This window comes from Sphingobium amiense, from assembly GCF_003967075.1.
Taxonomy (GTDB): domain Bacteria; phylum Pseudomonadota; class Alphaproteobacteria; order Sphingomonadales; family Sphingomonadaceae; genus Sphingobium; species Sphingobium amiense.
Genome location: NZ_AP018664.1, coordinates 1508342 through 1529952 on the forward strand (window position 1 = coordinate 1508342; position 21611 = coordinate 1529952).

Below are 21611 nucleotides of genomic sequence, written 5' to 3' on the forward strand. Positions count from 1 at the left end.
ATCGTCATCGAAGGCGAGACCGCGATGCTGGCGTTCGGCGCACGGATCGCGGCGCAGGCGCGGATCGGCGACGTGATCGCGCTCTATGGCGGGCTGGGCGCGGGCAAGACCACCATCGCGCGCGGCCTGCTGGCGGCGCTGGGCCTTGAAGGCGAAGCGCCAAGCCCCAGCTTCGCCATCGTCCAGCCCTATGACGTGCCCGAGGTGCGGCTGCCGGTCGCGCATGTCGATCTCTATCGCCTGGACGGTGCGGAGGAAGCGGCGGAGCTGGCGCTGGGCGATTATCTGGCCGACAGCCTGCTCATCCTGGAATGGCCCGCCCGGCTCGGCGACGCGCTCTGGCCGCACAGCCTGCGGCTCACCATCGAGATGCTGGAGGATGGCGCGCGGCGCTTGACAGCGGACGTGCCGGACGCTTGGACGGAGCGATGGTCACAGATATGATCCCGCCCGCCGCCGCGCCCGCTTTTCTCGCCGACGCAGGCTGGGGAGGGGCGGCCATTGAGCCGCTGGCGGGCGACGCGTCATTCCGCCGTTACTTCCGCGTCTTCGATGGCGGTCGCCGCGCCGTGCTCATGGACGCGCCCCCGCCGCACGAAGACCCGCGCCCCTTCATATCCATCGCCGAACAGCTTCAGGCGGATGGTTTCGCAGCGCCCCGCATCTTCGCGCGCGATCTCGCGCAGGGGCTGGTGCTGATCGAGGATTTCGGCGATCTGCGGATCAAGGAACATCTGGAGGCTGAGCCGGGCGCGGAACTGGCGACCTATCGCCGCGCCGTCGATCTTCTGGCGGACCTGCACCGGCTGCCCGCAGCCGATGTCCCGCCCTATGACCGGGCGGTCTATCAGCGCGAGGCGGGCCTGCTGACCGAATGGTATTGCCCGGCGGCGGGGATCTACGCCGATGCCGAAGCCTATGTCGCCGCGTGGGACGCCGTTCTGCCGCTGGTCGAGCGATCCTCGAGCCCGGTCGTCACCGTCCTGCGCGACTATCACGCCGAAAATATCATGCTGATCGAAGGCGGCGCGCCCCACGGCCTTGGCCTGCTCGACTTTCAGGACGCGCTGGCGGGGCACCCCGCCTATGATCTCGTATCGCTGCTGCAGGATGCCCGCCGCGACGTGCCGGTCGAGGTGGAAGCGGCGATGCTGGCCCATTACAAGGCCATGGCGTCTCCGCCCGCCGATTTCGACGCCGCCTATGCCGTGCTGGGGGCGCAGCGCAATGCGAAGATCATCGGCATCTTCACGCGCCTCTGGAAGCGGGACGGGAAGGCGCGATACCTCTCCTTCCTGCCGCGCATGTGGGGACTGCTCGAACGCGATCTGGCGCATCCGGCGCTGGCGCCCGTCGCCGAATGGTTCGCGGCGAATATCCCCGTGGACAAACGGCACGACGCCCTCGCCGGGTTCGCGCCCGCATGATCGACACGGCGATGCTGATGGCCGCGGGCCTTGGCAAGCGGATGCGCCCGCTCACCGCGACCCGTCCCAAGCCGCTGGTGAAGGTCGCGGGCAAGCCGCTGATGGACCATGCGCTCGACCGGCTGGAAGCGGGCGGCATCCGCAGGGTCGTCGTGAACGTCCACTATCTCGCCGATACTGTCGAGGCGCATCTGAAGGCGCGCCGCTGCGGCACAGAGTTCATCATCTCCGATGAAAGAGGCAAGCTGCTGGAAACCGGCGGCGGCCTCATGAAAGCGAAGCCATTGCTGGGCGACCGCCCCTTTTTCTGCGCGAACAGCGACAATCTGTGGATCGACGGGCCGCAGGAAACGCTGGGCGCGATGCAGCGCGTGTGGGATGCGGAGCGGATGGACGCGCTCCTGCTGCTGGTGCCGCTGGCGCGGGCGACCTGCCACGCGGGACCGGGCGATTTCCACATGGACGCGACAGGCCGTCTCTCCCGGCGCAAGACCGCGCACGTTGCGCCTTTCGTTTTCACCGGCGTGCAGATCCTTTCGCCAGCGCTGCTCACCGATCCGCCCGGCGATGTGTTTTCGACCAACATCTTCTGGAACCGCGCGATAGAGGCCGGGCGGCTCTACGGCATGTCGCATCAAGGCCTGTGGTTCGACGTCGGAACACCCGGCGCGATCCCGGTGGTGGAATCGATGATCGCCCATGGGTGACAGGGCGCGGCCCGCACTGTTCACCATTCCCGCGCATCGCGCCTTTGCCGACGCGCTGGTCACGGGGCTTCTGGCGCTGCACCGCGACCCGATGGAACTGGCGCAGGGCATGGTTCTGCTGCCCAACAGCCGCGCCGTCCGGGCGGTGAGCGACGCTTTCGTCCGGCAATCGGGCGGCGGGCTTTTGCTCCCCCGCCTCGTCGCCATCGGCGATCCGGATCTGGGCGAACAGGTCGGCGGCGCACTCGATCCTCTGGGCGAAGACGATCCGATCCCGCCCGCCGTTGCGCCAATACGGCGGCAGATGATGCTGGCGCGCATGGTTCAGGAGGAGAGGCCCGGCACCGACGCCGGACAGGCGCTGCTGCTGGGGCAGGCGCTGGGCGCGGTGCTGGACCAGATGCAGGTGGAGCGGGTACCGCCCGGCGCGCTGCGCGATGGCCTTTCGCTGTCGGAGGATCTGTCGCGGCATTGGCAGACCTCGCTCGCCCTGTTCGAAATCGTGATCGCGCGCTGGCCCGAAGCGCTCGCACGGACAGGTTGCATCGACCTCGCCGACCGGCGTAACCGTCTGTTCGATCGGCTGAGCGCCCGCTGGGCGGCGCATCCTCCCGCCGGTTCCGTCGCGGCGGCGGGCATTTCCACGACCGCGCCCGCCGTTGCCGGCCTTTTGCGGCGAATAGCGGAACTGCCGCGCGGTCTGGTGGTGTTTGCGGGTCTCGATCAGCATATGGACGAGGATGCGTGGGACGCCATCGGGCCGTTCGACGCCGATCCGGCCACGGGCCGCGCCGCGCCGGGGCAGGAGAGCCATCCGCAATATGCGCTCAAGCGCCTGCTCGACCGCATGAGCGCGACGCGCGACGATGTGGCGCTGTGGCGCTGGGGCAGCGAGCATGATGCGCGGGCCGTCCGGGCGCGGAACATCTCCAATGCGATGCTGCCGCCGCGCCTCACCGGCCGCTGGCGCGATCTGAAGACGGCGGATCGCTCGCTTTCCGGCGTAGAGGCTCTGGAAGTCGCCACACCGGGTGAGGAAGCGCAGGCCATCGCCATCGCGCTGCGCGAGGCGCTGGAGACGCCCGGCCGGACTGCCGCGCTGGTGACGCCCGACCGGCAACTGGCCACGCGCGTGTCGGCGCATCTGCGGCGCTGGGGAATAGAAGCGGACGATTCGGCGGGCCAGCCTCTGTCGCGCCTGCCGCCCGGCGCATTGCTGATCGCGATGGCGGAAGCGGTGGCGGAACGCTTTGCGCCGGTGCCGTTGCTCAGCCTGCTCAAGCATCCGCTGGTGATGCGCGGGGAAGGGCGGCTCGATTGGCTGGAGGGCGCACGCGGCCTCGACCTGTTGCTGCGTGGGCCGCGACCGCAGGCGGGATTACGTGGCATCGACCTGCTGCTGGAGGAAAAGCCCGACGACCGGCAGCGCGCGCTGCGGGAAAGCGTCAGCCAGTGGTGGCCGCAGGCCCGCGCCCTGCTGGAGCCGCTGGAAACCGGCTTCGCGGAGGCAGCGGACCTCGGCAGACAACTCGCCGCTTTGCGTGAGCAGGCAGGCATGCTGACCGGCGATGCGGTCTGGGCCGGGCATCAGGGACGCGCGGCGGCCGAACTGTTCGCCGAAATGGAAGCTGCCGCGCCCGATGGCCCGCGTCAGGCCGATCCACGCGCGCTGCCCGCCCTGCTCGATCATATGCTGGGCGGCGTGGCGGTGCGCCCGCCGCAGGGCGGCCACCCCCGCATCGCGATCCTCGGCCTTATCGAAGCGCAACTGGTGCAGGCCGACCTCATGGTGCTGGGCGGCCTCAACGAAGGCACCTGGCCGGGTTTGCCAGCGCCCGATCCCTGGCTCGCGCCACGCATCCGGCGGGAATTGGGCCTGCCCGGCCTTGAAACCCGGATCGGGCTTGCCTCGCATGATTTCGCGAGCGCGCTGGGCGCGCCCCAGATCTTCATCACCCGCGCGCGGCGGGGGAGCGGCGGGCCGGCGGTCGCGTCCCGCTTCTGGCTACGGCTGAAGGCTATGGCGGGGCCGCAGTGGAAGAGCGCGGACCGCTACGCCGCCCTCGCCGCCGCCATCGACGCCCCGCCCGATCACAGGCCCGCCGCTCGTCCCGCGCCATGCCCGCCGGTCCAGGCAAGGCCCGCCGTCATTCCCGTCACCGATGTGGACCGGCTGAAGGCCGACCCCTTCGCTTTCTACGCCCGGCGCATCCTCCGCCTCGCGCGGCTCGATCCGGTGGATGCCGATGCAGGTCCGGCATGGCGCGGGACGGCAGTGCACGACGTGCTGCAACGCTGGGCGGAGGCAGGCACGCTCGATCCCGCCGATCTCGAACGCCGCGCCCGCGCCATGTTCGACGAGCCGCAGGTGCATCCGCTGCTGAAAGCCCTGTGGCAGCCACGCCTCATCGAGGCGATACGCTGGATCGCCGCCGAAGTCGCGCGCGACAGGGCGGAAGGGCGCCGCATCCTCGCCGTCGAACAGGAAGGGCGCGCGGAGATTGCTGGCGTCACGCTGATGGGCAAGGCCGACCGGATCGACCGCCTGCCGGACGGGCGCATCGGCATCATCGACTATAAGACCGGCAAGCCGCCCAGCGCCCGGCAGGTGAAGGCGGGCTTCGCGCTGCAACTCGGCCTGCTTGGCCTCATCGCCGAGCATGAGGGGTTCGTCGGACTGGGCGATCGCCCGAGGGCTGGCGACTTCGAATATTGGTCATTGGCGAAGAAGGCGGACCAGTTCGGCTATCGCGAGCGTCCGGTCGATCCGCTGGGCAAGCGCGACAGGATCGTGACGGAGGATTTTACCGCCTTCGCCCTGGACCAGTTCACGCAGGCCGCCGATGCGTGGCTGCTCGGGACCGCGCCTTTCCGCGCGGAGATCAATCCGGAAGTCGCCAATTACGGCGACTATGACCAGCTCATGCGGCTGGAGGAATGGTATGGCCGCGACGATGGCTAAACGGCCCAGTCCCTTGCAGAAGCTGCTCGGCACGCAGGCCCGCGCCGCCGCCCCGGACGCGCATGTCTGGCTGTCGGCATCGGCAGGCACAGGCAAGACCCATGTGCTGACGGCGCGGGTCTTTCGCCTGCTGCTGCAGGGCGTGCGCCCGGAAAATATCCTCTGCCTGACCTTCACCAAGGCGGGCGCGGCGGAAATGGCCGACCGCATCCATGACCGGCTCGCGGCATGGGTGCAGATGGACGGCCCTTCGCTCGCCGCCGATCTTCTGGCGCTGGGCGAGGATCACGGGCCGGACATGCAGGAACAGGCGCGCCGCCTCTTCGCCGAAGTGCTCGAATCGACAGGCGGAGGTCTGCGCATCCAGACCATCCACGGCTTCTGCCAGCAATTGCTGGCGGGTTTCCCTCTGGAGGCGGAGCTGGCCCCCGGCTTCCGCCCGCTCGACCAGCGTGAGCAGTCGGCGCTCGCGCGGCAAAGCCTTGCCGATCTGGCGGTTCGTGCGGAGGAAAGGAAGGACGATGCCCTCATCGCAGCGCTTCAGGCGATCAGCCTGCGGCTGGGCGAAGGCGGTGCAGAACAGTTCCTGCTGCGATGCGCCGCGCGGGCCGAAGCGATGGACGCACTGCCCGCCGACATCGCGCCATGGCTGGCGGCGGAGATGGATCTGCCGGACGGCGACGTGGACGCATGGCTGGCGGACCGGTGCGGCGACGACCGGTTCGACATGCGGACGCTCGACGCGCTCACCCGCGCCAATGCGGACTGGGGCACGGCGCGGGCGCTGGAGCGTTGCGACCGGATCGCGGCATGGCGGGCGCTCGACCCCGCAGCGCGGGCAGCGGGCCTTGCCGACCTGCATCGCGCATGGGCGAAGGCCGATGGCGGGATCATCGACGCCAAAGGATGGGTGCCGCCGGTCGACGGCTATGCCGAGCTTGCCGCCCGGCTGCACGGCGCATGCGGCGAACTGCTGGCCACGAAACTCCGTGCCGATTATGCCGCCCTGCTGGCGCAGGCGCTCCATGCGGGCCGCGCCTATGCCCGCTCCTATGCCGAAGCGAAGCGGCTGGCGGGCGCGGTCGATTTCGACGATTTGATCGCACGGACGGCGGCGCTGCTGGAGCGCGACGGAATCGCGGAATGGATACGCTACAAGCTCGACCAGCGGATCGACCACATCCTTGTCGATGAAGCGCAGGACACCAACGCCGCGCAATGGCGGATCGTGCGGACGCTGGCGGCGGAGTTCTTCGCGGGCGAGGGCGCGAAGGGCGACAGGGTGCGCACCATCTTCACCGTCGGCGATTTCAAGCAGGCGATCTTCGGCTTTCAGGGCACCAGTCCGCAGAATTTCGCCGCCGCGCAGATCCTGTTCGAGCGGGATGCGGGCGACGCCGGACATTCCTTCTTCAACCTCTCTCTCGACCGCAGCTTCCGCTCCACGCCCGCCGTGCTCGACGTGGTGGACCGCACCATCGCGACCGTGCAGGCGGAACGGCTGGGGCTGGAGCCGGGCGAGGTGCGGCACGACAGCGCCAATCGCCATCCCGGCGAGGTTCAGCTCTGGAAACCTGTCGTCGCGCACCTCAACGAAGATGCCGAGGGTGAGGAGGACTGGGCGGCGGATCAGGAACGGGTGCTCGCGGCGCGGATCGCGCGGCAAGTTCGGGAATGGATCGACACCGACCTGATGCTGGAAAGCCGGGGCAGGCCTGTCCGCGCAGGCGACATCATGATTCTGGTGCGCCGCCGCAGCGAATTGGCCCGGCTCATCGTCGCGCGGCTCTATGAGGAAAAAGTCGCAGTCGCAGGCATCGACCGGCTCCGGCTCAACGCGCCGCTCGCCGTGCGCGACTTGCTGGCGGCTCTGCGCTTTGCGGTGCAGCCGGAAGATGAGCTGAACCTTGCGGCGCTGCTCGTGTCGCCGTTGATCGGGTGGACGCAGGACGAACTGATGCAGCGGCTGATCCGCCGCAAAGCGGGCCTGTGGAGACACCTGACCCGGACGCTGGACGAAGCGGCTTTGCGGCCGCTGCGCGATCTGCTGGGCATGGCTGACCTGACCACGCCCTATCGCTATCTGGAAGCGATCCTGTCGGGGCCGATGGACGGGCGGCGACGGCTGATCGAGCGGCTGGGCACCGAAGCGGCGGACCCTGTCGAAGAACTGCTAAACGCGGCGCTCGCCTTCGAAGGCGACGAGCATCCCTCGCTTCAGCGCTTCATCGACTGGTTCGACCGGGGCGAGGTGGAAATCGTGCGCGACGCGGCGGGGCAGGGGGACATGCTGCGGCTGCTGACCGTCCATGGCGCAAAGGGATTGCAGGCGCCCATCGTCATCCTCGCCGACGCCTGCCTCGATCCCGATGCGGGGAACAGGGCCGATTCGCTGGAATGGAACGGCCTGCCCATCCTCGCCCCGAGAAAGGCGGAGCGGCAGGGACCGATCGGCGAGGTGGCCGAAGCGGCGGCGCGGGTCGAGCGCGAGGAGCATTGGCGGCTGCTCTACGTCGCGCTGACGCGGGCGGAGGAAAAGCTGATTGTCGCGGGATCGCTCGGGCCGCGCGCCAAGGGCGAGGTGAAGCCCGAAAGCTGGTTCGCGGCGGTCGAGGGCGCGATGGTGTCGCTGGGCGCGGAGTGGGAAGCCGATCCGCTCTGGGGCGCGGTGCGGCGGTGGCGCGGTCATGAACAGCTTGCGCCCCGGCGCGCGGAGGCGGAGGTCGCGACGTCTGCGGTGGAGGTCGAACCGCCTGCGTGGCTGCGTCGCCCCGCACCGGCGGAAGCGCGCCCGCCAAGGCCGCTCGCACCCTCGGCGCAGGTGGAGGACGATGTGCCTTATCCGCCGCCCACCCCGGCCATGCGCGACGCGGCGGAGCGTGGACGCCTGCTCCATTCGCTCTTCGAACGCTTGCCGGACCTTCCGCCCGAACGGCGTCGGGAGGCAGCGGACCGCTGGCTGACGCAGCAGGGGCAGGGCGACGCCGCGCAGCGCTCCGGCCTTGTCGAACAGGCGTTGCGGGTGATTGAGGCGCCCGCCTTCGCCGATCTTTTCGGTCCCCACGCCCTTGCCGAAGCGCCCATCGCGGCGGTCGTCGGCGAAGCGGTGATCGCGGGCACGGTCGACCGGCTCTGCATCGGCGAGGATCGCGTCCAGTTCGTCGATTTCAAGACGGGGCGGGTGGCTCCGCTGACGCTGGATGAAGTGCCGGGCGCGCATATCCGGCAGATGGCGGCCTATGCCGCCGCGCTTGGCGCGATCTTCCCCGGACGGGCCATCGAGGCGGGCCTGCTTTACACCAGCGCACCGCGTCTCATCGCTTTGCCCCCGGCCCTGCTCAAAGCGCACAAGCCCGGCTTTGTTGGCGCGCAGCAAACTTTGCCCCTGCCGCCCGTTGAGCCGGGCGTGCAGCCATCCTAGATAGTTTCCAACGCAAAGGAGTTTCCCACCATGGCCACCAAGGCAGTTACCGACGCCAGCTTCAAGACCGACGTGATTGATGCCGACAAGCCCGTGCTCGTCGATTTCTGGGCGGAATGGTGTGGCCCTTGCAAGATGATCGGCCCGGCTCTGGAAGAGATTTCGGACGAACTGGCGGACAAGGTGACGATCGCCAAGATCAACATCGACGAGAACCCCGAAGCGCCCGGCCAATATGGCGTGCGCGGCATTCCGACGATGATCCTGTTCAAGAATGGCGAAGCCGCCGCCACCAAGGTCGGCGCAGCGCCCAAGAGCGCGCTCAAGGGCTGGATCGAAAGCGTCCTCTAAAGCGACAGCGATGTAGACAGGTAAACGGGAAACGGCCGCCCGGCGAGGCGGCCGTTTTGCTGTCCACATTGCTGTTGCTTTATCCTTGGCGTATCAGGATGTCCGCAGCCTGATCCCAGAGGCGCGGGGACGATGCGCCCAGCAGCCCGCGCCGCGTGTCACCCACCCGGTAGGCGCTGCCGTCGAGCCGCTGACAGCATCCGCCCGCTTCGTTGAGAAACAGCGTGCCCGCCGCATGATCCCACGGCAGGGTGCGGGCAAAGACCGATACGTCATTCTGTCCCAGCACGAGGCGCGGATATTGTTCGGCGGCGCAGCGGGGAATGTCGACCAGTGTGAAGCGGTCCTTCGCGCGCGCCTGAATGTCGGCGCGCTCTTCGCCGGTCATGAAATAGACGGCGAGCGCGGCGATGGGCAGAGCCTGCCCACTCTCGCGCGCCCGCACCTTCTCGCCGTCGATATGGCTCCCGCCGCCCAGCATGGCATGGCACAGGCGGCCCGTCAGCGGATCGAGTATCCATCCCGCCAGCGTCGTCCCGCCATCGCTGAGAGCGATCATGATGCCGAAGGGTGGATTGCCGCTCGCGAAATTGCCGGTGCCGTCGATAGGGTCGATGATCCAGTTCAGCCCTTCGCCCGCGCGGTCGAGGATGGCGGGGTCGGCGGCGCACGCTTCCTCGCCGATGATCCCGGCTTCGGGCAGGATCGCGGCCAGCCCTTCGGCAAGGCGCAGTTCGCTCTCTTTGTCGGCGATGGTGACGAAATCGTCGGCCGCCTTCTCACTGACCTCATCGGCGGCAAGATTGCGGTAGCGCGGCATCACGACGTCGCACCCGACCTGACGCATCAGGGACACGACCGGATCGTGCAGTTCCAGCATCAACTGCGATAATCCGCGTTGATCGAGATATAGCCATGCGTCAGGTCGCAGGTCCAGATCGTCGCACGCCCGTCGCCAAGGCCGAGGTCCACGCCGATCTCGATATCCTGCCCCTTTAGGTGCGCGGCGACGGGCGCTTCGTCATAACCCTCCACCGCAAGGCCGCCGGTCGCCACCTGCGTCGCGCCGAAACGGATGGACAGCTTGTCCCTATCCGCCGGTTCGCCTGCCTTGCCGATCGCCATGACGACGCGGCCCCAGTTGGCGTCTTCCCCGGCGATGGCGGTCTTGACCAGCGGCGAGTTGGCGATGGAAAGGCCGATGCGGTGCGCGCTGTCGTCGCTGGCCGCGCCGTCCACGGTGATCTCGATGAATTTGGACGCGCCTTCGCCGTCCCGCACGACCAGATGGGCAAGCTGGCGGCACAGGTCGGCGAGGGCGGCGGCAAAAGCATCCGCGCCCGGATCGTCCATGGTCGAAAGCGGCGCATTCCCGGCCTTCCCGGTGGCAAAGGCCAGCACGGTGTCGCTGGTCGACGTATCGCTGTCGACCGTGATGCAGGAGAAGGTGCGCCGGTTGGCGGCGGACAGCATCTGTTGCAGCAGGCCCGGCTCGATGGCGGCGTCGGTGAAGATATAGCCCAGCATCGTCGCCATATCGGGCGCGATCATGCCCGACCCCTTGACGATGCCGACCAACTCCACGCGCGTGTCGCCGATCAGGGCGGAGGCATGCGCACCCTTCGCATAGGTGTCGGTGGTGCCGATGGTGTTGGCGGCATCCTCCCAGCCGCACGGTGCAGCGGAGAAGGCGGCTTCCAAGCCCGCTTCGGCCTTGTCGACAGGCAGCGGCACGCCGATCACCCCGGTCGAGGAGATGAAGACGTCCGAAGGCTGGCAGTCGAGCCGATTGGCGACCTTGGCGGCGATGGCTTCCACCGCCGCGCGCCCGCGATGGCCGGTGAAGGCGTTGGCGTTGCCCGCATTCACCACCAGCGCCCGCGCCTGCCCCAGCGGGATGGCGTCGCGGCACCATTCCACCTCGGGGGATGGGCATTTGCTCTGCGTCGTAACGCCCGCGACCGCGGTGCCTTGCGCGAGTTCGACATAGGTGAGGTCGCACCGTTCCCACGCCTTGTACCCGGCGCGCGCCACGCGGAGCGTCACGCCTTCGACGGGCGGCAGGGACGGAAAGGCGGCGGGGGCGAGGGGGGAACGGTCGGTCATGGCGGCGGCATGATGCAAATGCCGCTTTGCGTCAACGTGCTTGCACCGGTCGCGCCTCTCTCCGAAGAGGCGAGCGGTCAGCCGGAATCCGCACATATAATGTGCCGGTTCCGTCCGGCATCGCCATCGCCCGATAGCCACGCCGCCGCGCATAAGCGATGAGGCCCGCATCGACTGCGAGGGGAAGGGTCCGGGTGCCGCGCTCATAGCCCGTCAGGATCGCCGCCGGAGGGGCGGCATCCATATCCGAAAGCGTCTGCGGCGTCATGATGTGCAGCCGACGCGCCTGCGTTACGGGGACCGTCCAGCCGGTGCGGTAAGCGAACGGCCCCGCAGCGAAACGGGGATCGAGCCGCAGCCCGCTGCCCGCCATCATATGCGGCGACAGGGTAGCGACGGTGGCCCCGCGCGTTTCGTGGCGAACGACGCTGCCCGCCCATTCCGCGCCTGCTTCGGCTTCAAGCACGGGCGATCCGCGAGAAGTCATGGCTGCGATGTCGCCGATCGGTGCGATCATGCCGGGAACCACACCTGCGCTCAGCAGTCCCAGCAGGACGTGGCGCCGCCTCGCGTTCCAGTCGCGCGCATCGTCGAGGAAATGGCCGAGCGCCAGCGCCAGCGGCGGGATCAGCGGCATCACATATTGAAGCTGCGCCGGGGTCGGTAAAGCCGCTCCTGTGAGCGCGCCCGCCACCATCCACAGGACCAGACGCCTTTCCGCCGAACGCGGCCGGTCGCGGGTCATGAAGCGGTCGCAGCCAATCAGCAGCAGGGCGATCAGCGTCGGTCCCTTTACCAGAGCCAGAAGAAGCTGGGCCGTCTTTCCCAACAGCGCCAATTCGTCGCCCGCTCCGTTTGCGGCATACCATGCGTGGGGCGCGGTGGCGCCATAGGTGATGACGCCATAGACGAACGCCTCGGGCGCGGCGGCCCATGCCAACAGGAGCGGGACAAGACCGAACCCCGCGCCCGCCGCCAACAGTCCCGCGTCCCCAAACCCGGTCCGCCGGTCCCCGAACAACAGAAAAAGCCCCACGGCAGCGCCGACCGGCGCGAAGTTGAGCTTGGCCGAAATGGCGAGGCCCAGACACAGTCCCGCCACCAGCCAGAGGTCGCGACGCCGCTCTTTGAGCGCGCGCAGGGAAAGCATCGTCCCGCCCGCCAGCAGGAGCGTCGGCAGCATGTCGTTGCGCACGACGCCCGCCGTGAACTGGAACGCGGCGGTCGACGCCATCAGCATGAGCGCCAGGGTTGCGCTGTCGCGCGATATGCCTGCGGTCCGCTGCGCCGAACGGATCAGCCACAAAGCGCCAATGGCGCTGAACGCAGTCGCCAGCCGCATCGCCGTCAGCACATGCGACGGGAACAGCCATGCCAGCGGGGCATAGGCCCATGCGTGCAGCGGCGGCTGGAGGTAGAGGAAATCCCGGAAAATCGTCAGCCGCCCGCTCAGCATCGCGCCCGCGACATATTGGCTCTCATCATGATCGAAGGGCGTAGCGAGCGCCAGCGCGACGAACCAGAGAAGCAGCGACGCCCACAGCAATGCTGCGCCCGTCATCGCGCGGCGGCCCGGCGGCGCAAGGGGAAGGGTTGGATACATGGCGGTTGCGATCCCTTGGGCCAAGCTGATGCCGGAAAGGCTGCGCCGGGCCAAAGACCCTGCGGCCACATGACGCCACGGCCGGACCAAAGCCGCATGCCCGCCGCCCATGACATCCACGCGACAGGGGAAGCCCGCAGCCTCGGTTCAGCGCCGGATCACGGCCAGTCTGATTGACTAAAGGACGTGCCGTGCCTAAATCGCGGCGCATCCACGCGCGCATGTCGTCCAACGTCTGCGCGCACCCTTTTTGTCAGGAATCTGCATGTTCGGCGCACTCGCCAAGTCCATCTTCGGATCGTCCAACGAACGCTATGTGAAATCGCTGGGCAGGACCGTCGACAGGATCGCCTCCTTCGAGCCGACGGTCCAGGCGATGAGCGACGACGAACTGGTGGCGCAGACGGCGCGCTTCCGCGAACGGCTGGCGGCGAGCGAGACGCTGGACGACCTGCTGCCCGAGGCCTTCGCAACCGTGCGGGAAGCGTCGATCCGGGTGCTGGGGATGCGCCATTTCGATGTGCAGATGGTCGGCGGCATCGTGCTCCATCGGGGCGAGATCGCCGAAATGCGCACAGGTGAGGGCAAGACGCTGGTCGCGACGCTCGCGACCTACCTCAATGCGCTGGAGGGGAAGGGCGTTCACGTCGTCACCGTGAACGATTATCTGGCGACCCGCGACTGTGAATGGATGGGTCAGGTCTACCGTTTTCTGGGCCTCACCACCGGCGTCATCGTGCCCAACCTGTCGGAAGACCAGCGACGCGAAGCCTATGCTGCCGACATCACCTATGCAACGAACAACGAACTCGGCTTCGACTATCTGCGCGACAATATGAAATTCGATCGCGGCTCGATGGTCCAGCGGCCCTTCAACTATGCGATCGTCGACGAGGTGGACTCGATCCTGATCGACGAAGCGCGCACGCCGCTCATCATTTCCGGTCCCACCGACGACAAGTCGGAGCTTTATGTCGCCGTCGATCAGATCGTGAAGCAGATCGTCGAAAGCGATTATGAGAAGGACGAGAAGCAGCGCAACGTCACGCTGACCGAAGACGGCACCGAGAAGATCGAGCGGATGCTGGAGGAAGCGGGCCTGCTTCAGGGCGCGAACCTTTACGACTTCGAAAATACCGCCGTCGTTCACCATGTGAACCAGGCGCTGCGCGCCAACGTCATGTTCCGCCGCGACATCGACTATATCGTCAAGGACGACAAGATCGTCATTATCGACGAATTCACCGGCCGCATGATGGACGGCCGCCGCTGGTCCGATGGCCTGCATCAGGCGGTGGAAGCCAAGGAAGGCGTCCAGATCGAGCCGGAGAACCAGACGCTCGCGTCCATCACCTTCCAGAATTATTTCCGCATGTATCCCAAACTGTCGGGCATGACGGGCACGGCCGCGACCGAGGCCACCGAATTTTACGAAATCTACAAGATGAATGTCGTCACCATCCCTACCAACAGGCCGGTGCAGCGGGTGGATGAGGAAGACACTTTCTACAAGAATCAGGAAGACAAGTTCCGCGGCATCGCGCGCACCATCAAGGAACATCAGGAAAAGGGGCAGCCTGTCCTCGTCGGCACTGTCTCCATCGAAAAATCGGAAATGCTGTCCGACTTCCTGACGCAGGAAGGGGTCGAGCATGCGGTTCTGAACGCCCGTTTTCACGAGATGGAAGCGCATATCGTCGCGCAGGCGGGCCGCAAGGGCGCGGTCACGATCGCCACGAACATGGCCGGGCGCGGCACCGACATCAAGCTGGGCGGCAACCTCGAAATGCGGGTCGAGGACGAACTGCGCGACGTGCCCGAGGGAGCCGAGCGCGAAGCGGCGATCAAACGGATCGAGGGGGAGATCGAAGTCGAGAAGCAGGAAGTTCTGGATGCGGGCGGCCTTTTCGTGCTCGCCACGGAACGGCATGAAAGCCGCCGCATCGACAACCAGCTTCGCGGCCGCTCAGGCCGTCAGGGCGATCCGGGCCTGTCGCGCTTCTACCTCAGCCTCGACGACGATCTGATGCGCATCTTCGGCCCGGACACGATGTTCGCCAAGATGATCCGCTCAAACCTCGAGGATGGCGAGGCGCTGCCGCCTTCGCGCTGGCTCAGCAAGGCCATCGAGACCGCGCAGAAGAAGGTCGAGGCGCGCAACTATGACATCCGCAAGCAGGTCGTCGAATATGACGATGTGATGAACGATCAGCGCAAGGTGATCTACGAACAGCGCAGCGACATCATGGACGCGGACACGGTCGACGATGTCGTCACCGACATGCGGCATGAAACGGTCAACGATCTGGTCGGCGCATCCTGCCCCCCCGGCACCTATCCCGAACAGTGGGACATCGAACGGCTGAAGGCCCGCACGGTTGAAATACTGGGCCTCGAACCGGACTTCGACGCGTGGCTCGCGGAGGATCAGGTCGATCCCGAAATGATCGAGGAAAGGCTCGTGGCCCTCGCCGACGAAGCCGTGGCCGCCAAGGTCGCCGAACTCGACGCTGGTGACTGGCACATGATCGAAAAGTCGATCCTGCTCCAGAGCCTCGACCATCACTGGAAAGAGCATCTGGCGACGCTCGACGCGCTGCGTCAGGTGGTGCATCTGCGCGCCTATGCGCAGAAAACGCCGATCAACGAATATAAGCAGGAAGCCTTCGCCCTGTTCGAACGCATGCTGGAAAATATCCGCGAGGATGTGACCGGCTCCATCGCCCGCGTCCAGTTCCGCATGGAGCAGCCGCCGATGGAGGATTTCGCGCTGCCCGTGCTGCCCGATTTCATCACGACGCACATCGACCCCTTCTCGGGCGAGGACAACAGCGCCGACATCGACGCGGGTCAGCAGGGCATCATCACCACAGCTATTCCTCGCGCACCTGTGGGCGGCGGACAGGACGGCGAGTTCGCCAACCTCGACATCAGCCGCAACGCGCCCTGCCCGTGCGGTTCGGGTCAGAAATACAAACACTGCCATGGCGCACTGGCCTGACCCCATCGGCGAAGGAATGATATTTCTGCCTGATTAGAACGCATTAACCAGTTTTCTTGGCTCTTCATCAACTTCTTGGCACGATCATGTTCGCTTGTGGGGATGACGGGTCAGGAGAACTGCCTTGGATCATGTTTCCTATCGGGCGAGGACCGAACAGCCGCGGGACAACCGCAGCCATGCGGATATCGACGCATCTCTCCGTTGGGAGGAATTCCAGCAGCCGGTGACGATCCGCAATATCTCCATTTATGGCGCTCTGCTGATCGGCGGATGGCTGCCGCCGGTCGGCAAAAAGGTCACGCTGGTCGCGGGAGGGCTGGAGATAGAAGGCACCGTGATATGGGAAGGGCCGGACCGTTGCGGCCTGCTCCTGAGCCACGCGGTCGATCCCGATGCCTTCATCGAAGACGCCAGACTGATGCAGGACACAGCCCCGATCATCACCCTGCAACGCGTCGGCCAGAACCGCTACGCCTGAACGGTGGCGGGCCTCCGGGCACTCCAGCGCCGCGTGGTGACGGTGCCGCGCCGATGACCAGCGGACGGTCCCTCGTTAATCGAACATCCGCAGCAGCGGGATGGGCGACACTCCTTCCGCCCTGACGCTGCCAGCACCCTGCGCCTTCGGGCGTGGGGTGCGGTTCAATCAACCTTGTAAGTGATTTGCACGCCGTCCACGTTTGCCGCCTGCTTGAAGATACGAGACGCCTGAGCGTATCTAATGAGTAGCTGGTCATTGGTGAGCCACGTCACGCTTGCCCATGATCCTTCCCATTCACCGACACGCGCAGCACCATGGTCGTCATCGGCCCGGAACGCATTGCCGCTCTCCGTCAGCGCCTCGTCCCTAACGAGAACGGAGATGTGCGTTGAGAAGCCGGTTGTTACGCCACAGTCGCGTTGGAACAAAATGACGCTATGCAGACCATCGGGAGAATTGACCTTCGAAACAATGGTATTGACGCAAGGGTCGGAACACGCGCTGATAAGAACGCTCAAACCAACGATTGCCACCGCCTGTTTCATGGATCACCTAAAGGATGGCGGACAGGGTGGGATTCGAACCCACGGTGAGCGTAAACCCACGGCGGTTTTCAAGACCGCTGCCTTAAACCACTCGGCCACCTGTCCGTCGCCTGCTTCCTAGCGCGCCCGTGCCGCTTGCCAAGAACAAAAACGCGCCCGCTCCATTCGTCGCCCGATTGCGCGGATGGTCCGATAAGGGGTTTCGCGGGTCGCATGGCCTGTGCCACAACATGCGCATGCGAGATTCTTGGCGTGTTCTTTCCCTGTCTTTGCTCCTCGCGGTCACGGGTGTCGCGTGCGGGCTAATGCCGCAGCAGGCCGCACGGGCGCAGGATGACGCAGGATTTCGCGCCTATCTCGAAAGCCTGCGGCCAAGGGCACGGGCGATGGGAATTTCCGACGCGACGCTCGATGCGGTCTATCCGACGCTGACGCCCAACCCCCGCGTGGTCGAGCTGGACCGGAACCAGCCGGGCGGCGGAGCCTATTCCCCCATTCCGAATTTCGAACCCTATCGCCGCGCGCATGTCGACGCCGCGCGGATCGGCCGGGGGCGGGCGGTCTATCAGGCGAACCGGACCAGGCTCGCCCGCATCGAGGCGGAAACGGGCGTGCCGGACGAGATCATGGTCGCGATCTACGGGCATGAGACGAACTATGGCTCCTATGTCGGCGATTTCGACCTGATCCGCTCGCTCGCGACCCTGTCGTGGGAAGGGCGTCGGCGCGACCTGTTCGAACCGGAGCTGCTCGCGACACTCAAGATGCTGGACAACGGCGTCCCGCGCAGCCGCCTCGTCGGGAGCTGGGCCGGCGCGACGGGATATCCGCAGTTCCTGCCGAGCGTCTATCTGCGCCTCGCAAGGGACGGCGATGGCGACGGCAAGGCCGATATCTGGACCAGTGAGGCCGATGCTCTGGCATCCATCGCCAATTATTTCGTGCAGTCGGGCTGGCGCAGGGGGCAGCCTTGGGGTGTCGCCGTCACCGTGCCCTCCGGTTTCGACCGCGCTTCCGTCGCGGCGCGGACCAATCCACCGCGCTGCCCGCGCGTCTTCAACCGGCACAGCCGCTGGTTGACGATGGCGGAATGGCGGCGCATGGGATTGGCGGTGCAGGGGACGATCTGGCCGGGCGACACGGTGCTCGCGACCCTGCTGGAGCCGGACGGGCCGGGCAAGACCGCCTATCTGCTGACCGGCAACTATCGCGCGATCCTGGACTATAACTGTTCCAATTTCTATGCCTTGTCGGTGGGGTTGCTGGCGGATGCGGTCAAACAATAAAGGCGCGGCGCTCGCCATCCTGCTGCTGGCGGCGGCATGGCCGGACGCAGGACTCGGGCAGAGCCGTGGGCCGGCGGTCGACGGACCAGCCGTGCTGGGCGCGCCTTATGATGTGGGCGGGACGACCTATACACCCGCCGATCCCGTTTATTATGACGAGGTCGGCTATGCCGCACTGACCGACGCTGGGAGCAGGGACGGCAAGACCGTCACGGGCGAGGCATTTGCCCCCGATAGCGTCGTGGGCGCCCATAAAACGCTTCCGCTGCCAGCCTATGTCGAAGTGACGGCGCTCGATAGCGGGCGGACGATACTTGGCCGCCTGAACGACCGCGGCCCGATGGCCAATGACCGGATCATTGCCCTGTCGCCGGGAGCAGCGGCGCAGCTCGGAGTAGCGGCAGGGGGCGCAGTGCGCGTTCGGCGTGTAAACCCGCCCGAGCAGGAGCGCGCCATCCTGCGGTCCGGGGGCAGGGCGGCGGAACGGCTGCCGACGCCCGCCCCGCTGCTCAAGGCTCTGCGCGCGAAGTTGCCTCCGGCTCCGGCCCATGCGGCAGCGCCGCCCGTCCGTCCTGCCAAAGCGGAGCCGGTCGCCAGATCCCGCCCCGGCGCGGACTTCGACCGCCCGTCTCCTCCAACGGCCGCTCCACCTCCCAAAGCGCCGCCAAAAGCGGTCATTCCGGCTCCCGCGCCTGTGAAGGCGACCGCGCCCGATGGCCGCTACATCGTTCAGCTCGGCGCCTTTTCCACGCAGGCGCGGGCGAAGGCTCTGGCCGGTCGCGTGGGTGGACGGGTGGAACAGGCGGGCGCTCTCTGGCGCGTGCGGATGGGACCGTTCGCGACGCGGGAGGCGGCGCAGGCGGCGCTGAAGACTGCCGCCGCCAAGGGGGTTGAGAATGGCTCCGTCATCCCGCATGACGGGCGCTAGACGCGATTCCGGGGAAGTGAAAGACTTGAAGACCATGAAGAAGAGCCTTGCTATCCTCCTCGCCGCCGGGTTGCTGGCATCGCCGCTGATCGCCGCCGCGCCGCCCTATACCAGCGAAGCGCCGATCGCTTATATGAAGGATCTGTCGTCGGGCGCGGTGCTTTACGACAAGGGCGGCGAAACGCGGATGCCGCCCGCCTCCATGGCCAAGATGATGACGGCGCATGTCGCCTTCCGCCTGATCCAGAAGGGCGATCTGAAGCTCGACACGAAATTCACCGTTCGCCCCGAAACGTGGAAGCAGTGGCACGGTCCCGCCGCCGGTTCGACCATGTTCCTTTCCGCGGGCGAGCAGGTATCGGTCGAAAATCTTCTGCACGGCATCGTGACGCTGTCGGGCAACGATGCCTGCGTCGTTCTGGCCGAAGGGATCGCGGGAACGGAGCAGGCTTTCGTCGCGCTGATGAACGAGGAGGCCAAGCGGCTCGGCCTTCGGAACAGCCATTTCGGCACCAGCAACGGCTGGCCCGATGAAGGCGTCACCTATGTGACGGCGGAGGATCTTGCCAAGCTGGCGCAGGCCACGGTCGAGGAGACGCCCGACCTCTACAAGCGCTTCTACGCCACCACGTCCTTCACCTGGGGCAAGACCATGGGCGGGGCCGACATCCAGCAGGCCAACCGCAATCCCATCCTGGGCAAGATCGCGGGGGCGGACGGCCTCAAGACCGGGCATACCGAGGAAGCGGGCTATGGCTTCACGGGATCGGCGGAACAGGATGGCCGCCGGCTGGTGATGGTGGTCGCGGGCCTGCCGACCTTCAACAGCCGGATTTCCGAATCGGTCCGCTTCATGGACTGGGGCTTCAAGGCTTGGAAGGCGCAGCCGCTGTTCAAAAAGGGGCAGACGGTCGAAACTGCCGAGGTGCAACTGGGCAGCGCGACGAGCGTGCCTCTGGTCGCCCCGCAGAATCTGGCCGTCACGATGCCGCGCACGGCATCTGCCAATGTGCAGGTGAAGGTCGTTTACACCGGCCCGATCAAGGCGCCCATCGCGAAAGGCCAGCAGATCGCGCAGCTCATCGTGCAGACGCCCGACACGCCGCCGCAGATCATGCCGCTGGTGGCGGGTGAGGATGTGAGCGAGGCGGGCTTCTTCGGCCGGCTGTGGAACGGCATGAAGTCGCTCTTCGCTTGACCACCGGGCGCTTCATCACGCTGGAAGGCGGCGAGGGGGCGGGCAAATCGACGCAGCTCCGCGCGCTGGCGCAGGCTCTACGCCAGCGCGGCATCGAGGTCGTCGAGACGCGCGAGCCGGGCGGCAGCGACGGGGCGGAGGCGATCCGCACGCTGCTGCTGACGGGCGGCGCCGACCGATGGAGTCCACGCGCCGAAGCGCTGCTGTTCGCCGCCGCGCGCGCGGACCATGTCGAAAAGACGATCCGCCCCGCGCTGGTGCGGGGCGCATGGGTTCTGTCCGACCGTTTTCTCGATTCGAGCCGCGCCTATCAGGGGCAGGGCGACCTCACTGACGCAGACATCGTGACGCTGCACCGCATCGGCAGCGGCGGCTTCCTGCCCGACCGGACGCTTCTTCTGACCCTGCCGGAGGATCAGGCCGCGAGCCGGGCGCAGGCGCGCGATGGCGACGCAACGGACCGGATCGGAGGGCGATCCAGCGACTTTCATCGCGCGGTCAGCGAAGCCTTCGTCAGCTTTGCCGAAACGGAGCGGGCGAGGGTTCGGGCGGTCGACGCTTCCGGTCAAGTGGAGGATGTGACGGCCCGGCTCCTCGCCGCCATCGCGGACCTGCTGCCGTGACGCGCCTGCTGGGGCATGATGCGCAAGCGCGGATGCTGCTCGCGTCGGCCGCAGGCGGGCGGATGCATCATGGCTGGATATTGGCCGGTCCTAGGGGAATCGGGAAGGGCGGTTTCGCCCGCTCGCTGGCGATGCGGCTGCTGGCGGACGCGGCTGGCCCTGCGGTCCCCGGAGACGGGCTGGATGTGCCCGACGATCACCCGATCCGCAAGCTGATCGAAGCGTCGGCGCATCCCGACTATGCCGAACTGTCACCACTGGAGAAGGATGGCGTCACCGCCCGCAACATCAGCGTGGATCAGGTGCGCGGCCTTCAGCGGCTGATCCAGTCGGCGCCTTCGCTGTCCGAACGGCGGATCATCCTGATCGACAGCGCCGACGATCTGGAGCGCGGCGCGGCCAACGCCCTTCTCAAAATTCTGGAAGAGCCACCCGCCAACCTGCTGTTTTTCCTCGTCAGCCACGCGCCGGGACGATTGCTGCCGACGATCCGGTCGCGTTGCCGCACGCTCCGCTTCGATCCGCTGGACGACGCGGCGATGCGCGCGGTGCTGAGGGGAGCCGACGAAACACTGTCTCCGCAGGAGGTCGATGCGCTGGTGCGCGCGGGCAACGGGTCGCCGGGGCAGGCGCTGCGCTATGCGGGACTCAATCTGTCCGACATCGAACGGGCGCTGGCCGGGCTGGCGTCCGCGCCCGATCCCGGCAACCGGCAGAAGCTGGCTCTGGCGAAGGCGCTCGCGCTGAAATCGGCGAGACCGCGATATGAGGCGTTTCTGGAACGCGCGCCCGCCTTCATCGCCGAAGCGGCGCGGCACCGGCGGGGCGCGGCGCTGGGCGATGCGCTCGACCGTTGGGAGAAGGCGCGCCATCTGGCGGGCGGCGCCGTCATCCTGTCGCTCGATCCCGCAGCGGTGGTGTTCGAACTGGCGGGCCATGTCTCCGCGCTTGCGCCACCGCCCTGAAAAG

The 21611-nt window shown here is 67.0% G+C and carries 17 protein-coding genes and 1 tRNA gene; 13 read left to right on the forward strand and 5 right to left on the reverse strand.

The features are described 5' to 3' along the window. The 6 genes from tsaE to trxA are packed head-to-tail and all read left to right on the forward strand — an operon-like array spanning position 1 to position 8868. Positions 1-444: a tRNA (adenosine(37)-N6)-threonylcarbamoyltransferase complex ATPase subunit type 1 TsaE gene (gene tsaE, locus SAMIE_RS07245; RefSeq protein ID WP_408641273.1), complete on the forward strand. Its 444-nt coding sequence runs from the start codon at positions 1-3 to the stop codon at positions 442-444. After that, positions 441-1427 (forward strand): aminoglycoside phosphotransferase family protein, encoded by a 987-nt coding sequence (locus SAMIE_RS07250; RefSeq protein WP_066696948.1) that lies wholly within the window; start codon positions 441-443, stop codon positions 1425-1427. Before tsaE ends, SAMIE_RS07250 begins: the two co-directional genes overlap by 4 nt. Continuing rightward, positions 1424-2134: a nucleotidyltransferase family protein gene (locus SAMIE_RS07255; protein ID WP_066696949.1), complete on the forward strand. Its 711-nt coding sequence runs from the start codon at positions 1424-1426 to the stop codon at positions 2132-2134. Before SAMIE_RS07250 ends, SAMIE_RS07255 begins: the two co-directional genes overlap by 4 nt. Then, complete coding sequence (gene addB / locus SAMIE_RS07260; protein WP_066696951.1) at positions 2127-5096, forward strand: double-strand break repair protein AddB; 2970 nt, start codon at positions 2127-2129, stop codon at positions 5094-5096. The genes SAMIE_RS07255 and addB overlap by 8 nt, the downstream gene beginning before the upstream one ends. Then, positions 5077-8517 (forward strand): double-strand break repair helicase AddA, encoded by a 3441-nt coding sequence (addA, locus tag SAMIE_RS07265; RefSeq protein ID WP_066696953.1) that lies wholly within the window; start codon positions 5077-5079, stop codon positions 8515-8517. The genes addB and addA overlap by 20 nt, the downstream gene beginning before the upstream one ends. Positions 8518-8547: 30 nt before the next feature. Beyond that, positions 8548-8868 (forward strand): thioredoxin TrxA, encoded by a 321-nt coding sequence (trxA, locus tag SAMIE_RS07270; RefSeq protein WP_066696955.1) that lies wholly within the window; start codon positions 8548-8550, stop codon positions 8866-8868. Between the two features lie 79 nt (positions 8869-8947). Here trxA and SAMIE_RS07275 read toward each other — a convergent pair whose 3' ends face one another. Genes SAMIE_RS07275 through SAMIE_RS07285 form a run of 3 tightly spaced genes read right to left on the reverse strand, consistent with a single transcriptional unit; the run spans position 8948 to position 12535 of the window. Next, the gene (locus tag SAMIE_RS07275) at positions 8948-9751 is read right to left on the reverse strand and encodes an inositol monophosphatase family protein (protein WP_126516767.1); all 804 of its coding nucleotides are present in this window, start codon (positions 9749-9751) and stop codon (positions 8948-8950) included. Next, positions 9748-10974, reverse strand: coding sequence for a bifunctional glutamate N-acetyltransferase/amino-acid acetyltransferase ArgJ (argJ, locus tag SAMIE_RS07280; protein WP_066697628.1), 1227 nt, complete (start codon positions 10972-10974; stop codon positions 9748-9750). Before argJ ends, SAMIE_RS07275 begins: the two co-directional genes overlap by 4 nt. Before the next feature lie 31 nt (positions 10975-11005). Next, on the reverse strand, positions 11006-12535 hold the full coding sequence (locus SAMIE_RS07285) for a glycosyltransferase family 39 protein (RefSeq protein WP_126516920.1): 1530 nt from the start codon (positions 12533-12535) through the stop codon (positions 11006-11008). Between the two features lie 307 nt (positions 12536-12842). Between SAMIE_RS07285 and secA the strand changes: the two genes are divergently transcribed. Further along, positions 12843-15578, forward strand: a complete 2736-nt coding sequence (gene secA / locus SAMIE_RS07290; protein ID WP_066696966.1) for a preprotein translocase subunit SecA — start codon at positions 12843-12845, stop codon at positions 15576-15578. A 124-nt stretch (positions 15579-15702) separates the two neighbouring features. Continuing rightward, positions 15703-16059, forward strand: a complete 357-nt coding sequence (locus tag SAMIE_RS07295) for a PilZ domain-containing protein (protein WP_232037393.1) — start codon at positions 15703-15705, stop codon at positions 16057-16059. A 164-nt stretch (positions 16060-16223) separates the two neighbouring features. Here the strand turns inward: SAMIE_RS07295 and SAMIE_RS07300 are convergent, their stop codons facing one another. Then, positions 16224-16607: a hypothetical protein gene (locus SAMIE_RS07300; RefSeq protein WP_066696968.1), complete on the reverse strand. Its 384-nt coding sequence runs from the start codon at positions 16605-16607 to the stop codon at positions 16224-16226. 15 nt (positions 16608-16622) lie between these two features. Next, a tRNA-Ser gene (locus tag SAMIE_RS07305) sits at positions 16623-16712 on the reverse strand. Between the two features lie 131 nt (positions 16713-16843). Between SAMIE_RS07305 and SAMIE_RS07310 the strand changes: the two genes are divergently transcribed. From SAMIE_RS07310 to SAMIE_RS07330, 5 genes are read left to right on the forward strand one after another with little or no spacing between them, the layout of a single operon-like run. Further along, positions 16844-17893, forward strand: coding sequence for a lytic murein transglycosylase (locus tag SAMIE_RS07310; RefSeq protein ID WP_066697632.1), 1050 nt, complete (start codon positions 16844-16846; stop codon positions 17891-17893). After that, on the forward strand, positions 17877-18821 hold the full coding sequence (locus tag SAMIE_RS07315) for an SPOR domain-containing protein (RefSeq protein ID WP_066696970.1): 945 nt from the start codon (positions 17877-17879) through the stop codon (positions 18819-18821). Before SAMIE_RS07310 ends, SAMIE_RS07315 begins: the two co-directional genes overlap by 17 nt. A gap of 34 nt (positions 18822-18855) precedes the next feature. After that, positions 18856-20019, forward strand: a complete 1164-nt coding sequence (locus SAMIE_RS07320) for a D-alanyl-D-alanine carboxypeptidase family protein (RefSeq protein WP_066696973.1) — start codon at positions 18856-18858, stop codon at positions 20017-20019. Then, a complete protein-coding gene (gene tmk, locus SAMIE_RS07325) occupies positions 20016-20642 on the forward strand; it encodes a dTMP kinase (protein ID WP_066696975.1) in 627 nt (208 codons plus the stop codon). Before SAMIE_RS07320 ends, tmk begins: the two co-directional genes overlap by 4 nt. Further along, positions 20639-21607 (forward strand): AAA family ATPase, encoded by a 969-nt coding sequence (locus tag SAMIE_RS07330; RefSeq protein ID WP_066696978.1) that lies wholly within the window; start codon positions 20639-20641, stop codon positions 21605-21607. The genes tmk and SAMIE_RS07330 overlap by 4 nt, the downstream gene beginning before the upstream one ends. Positions 21608-21611 lie beyond the last annotated feature (4 nt).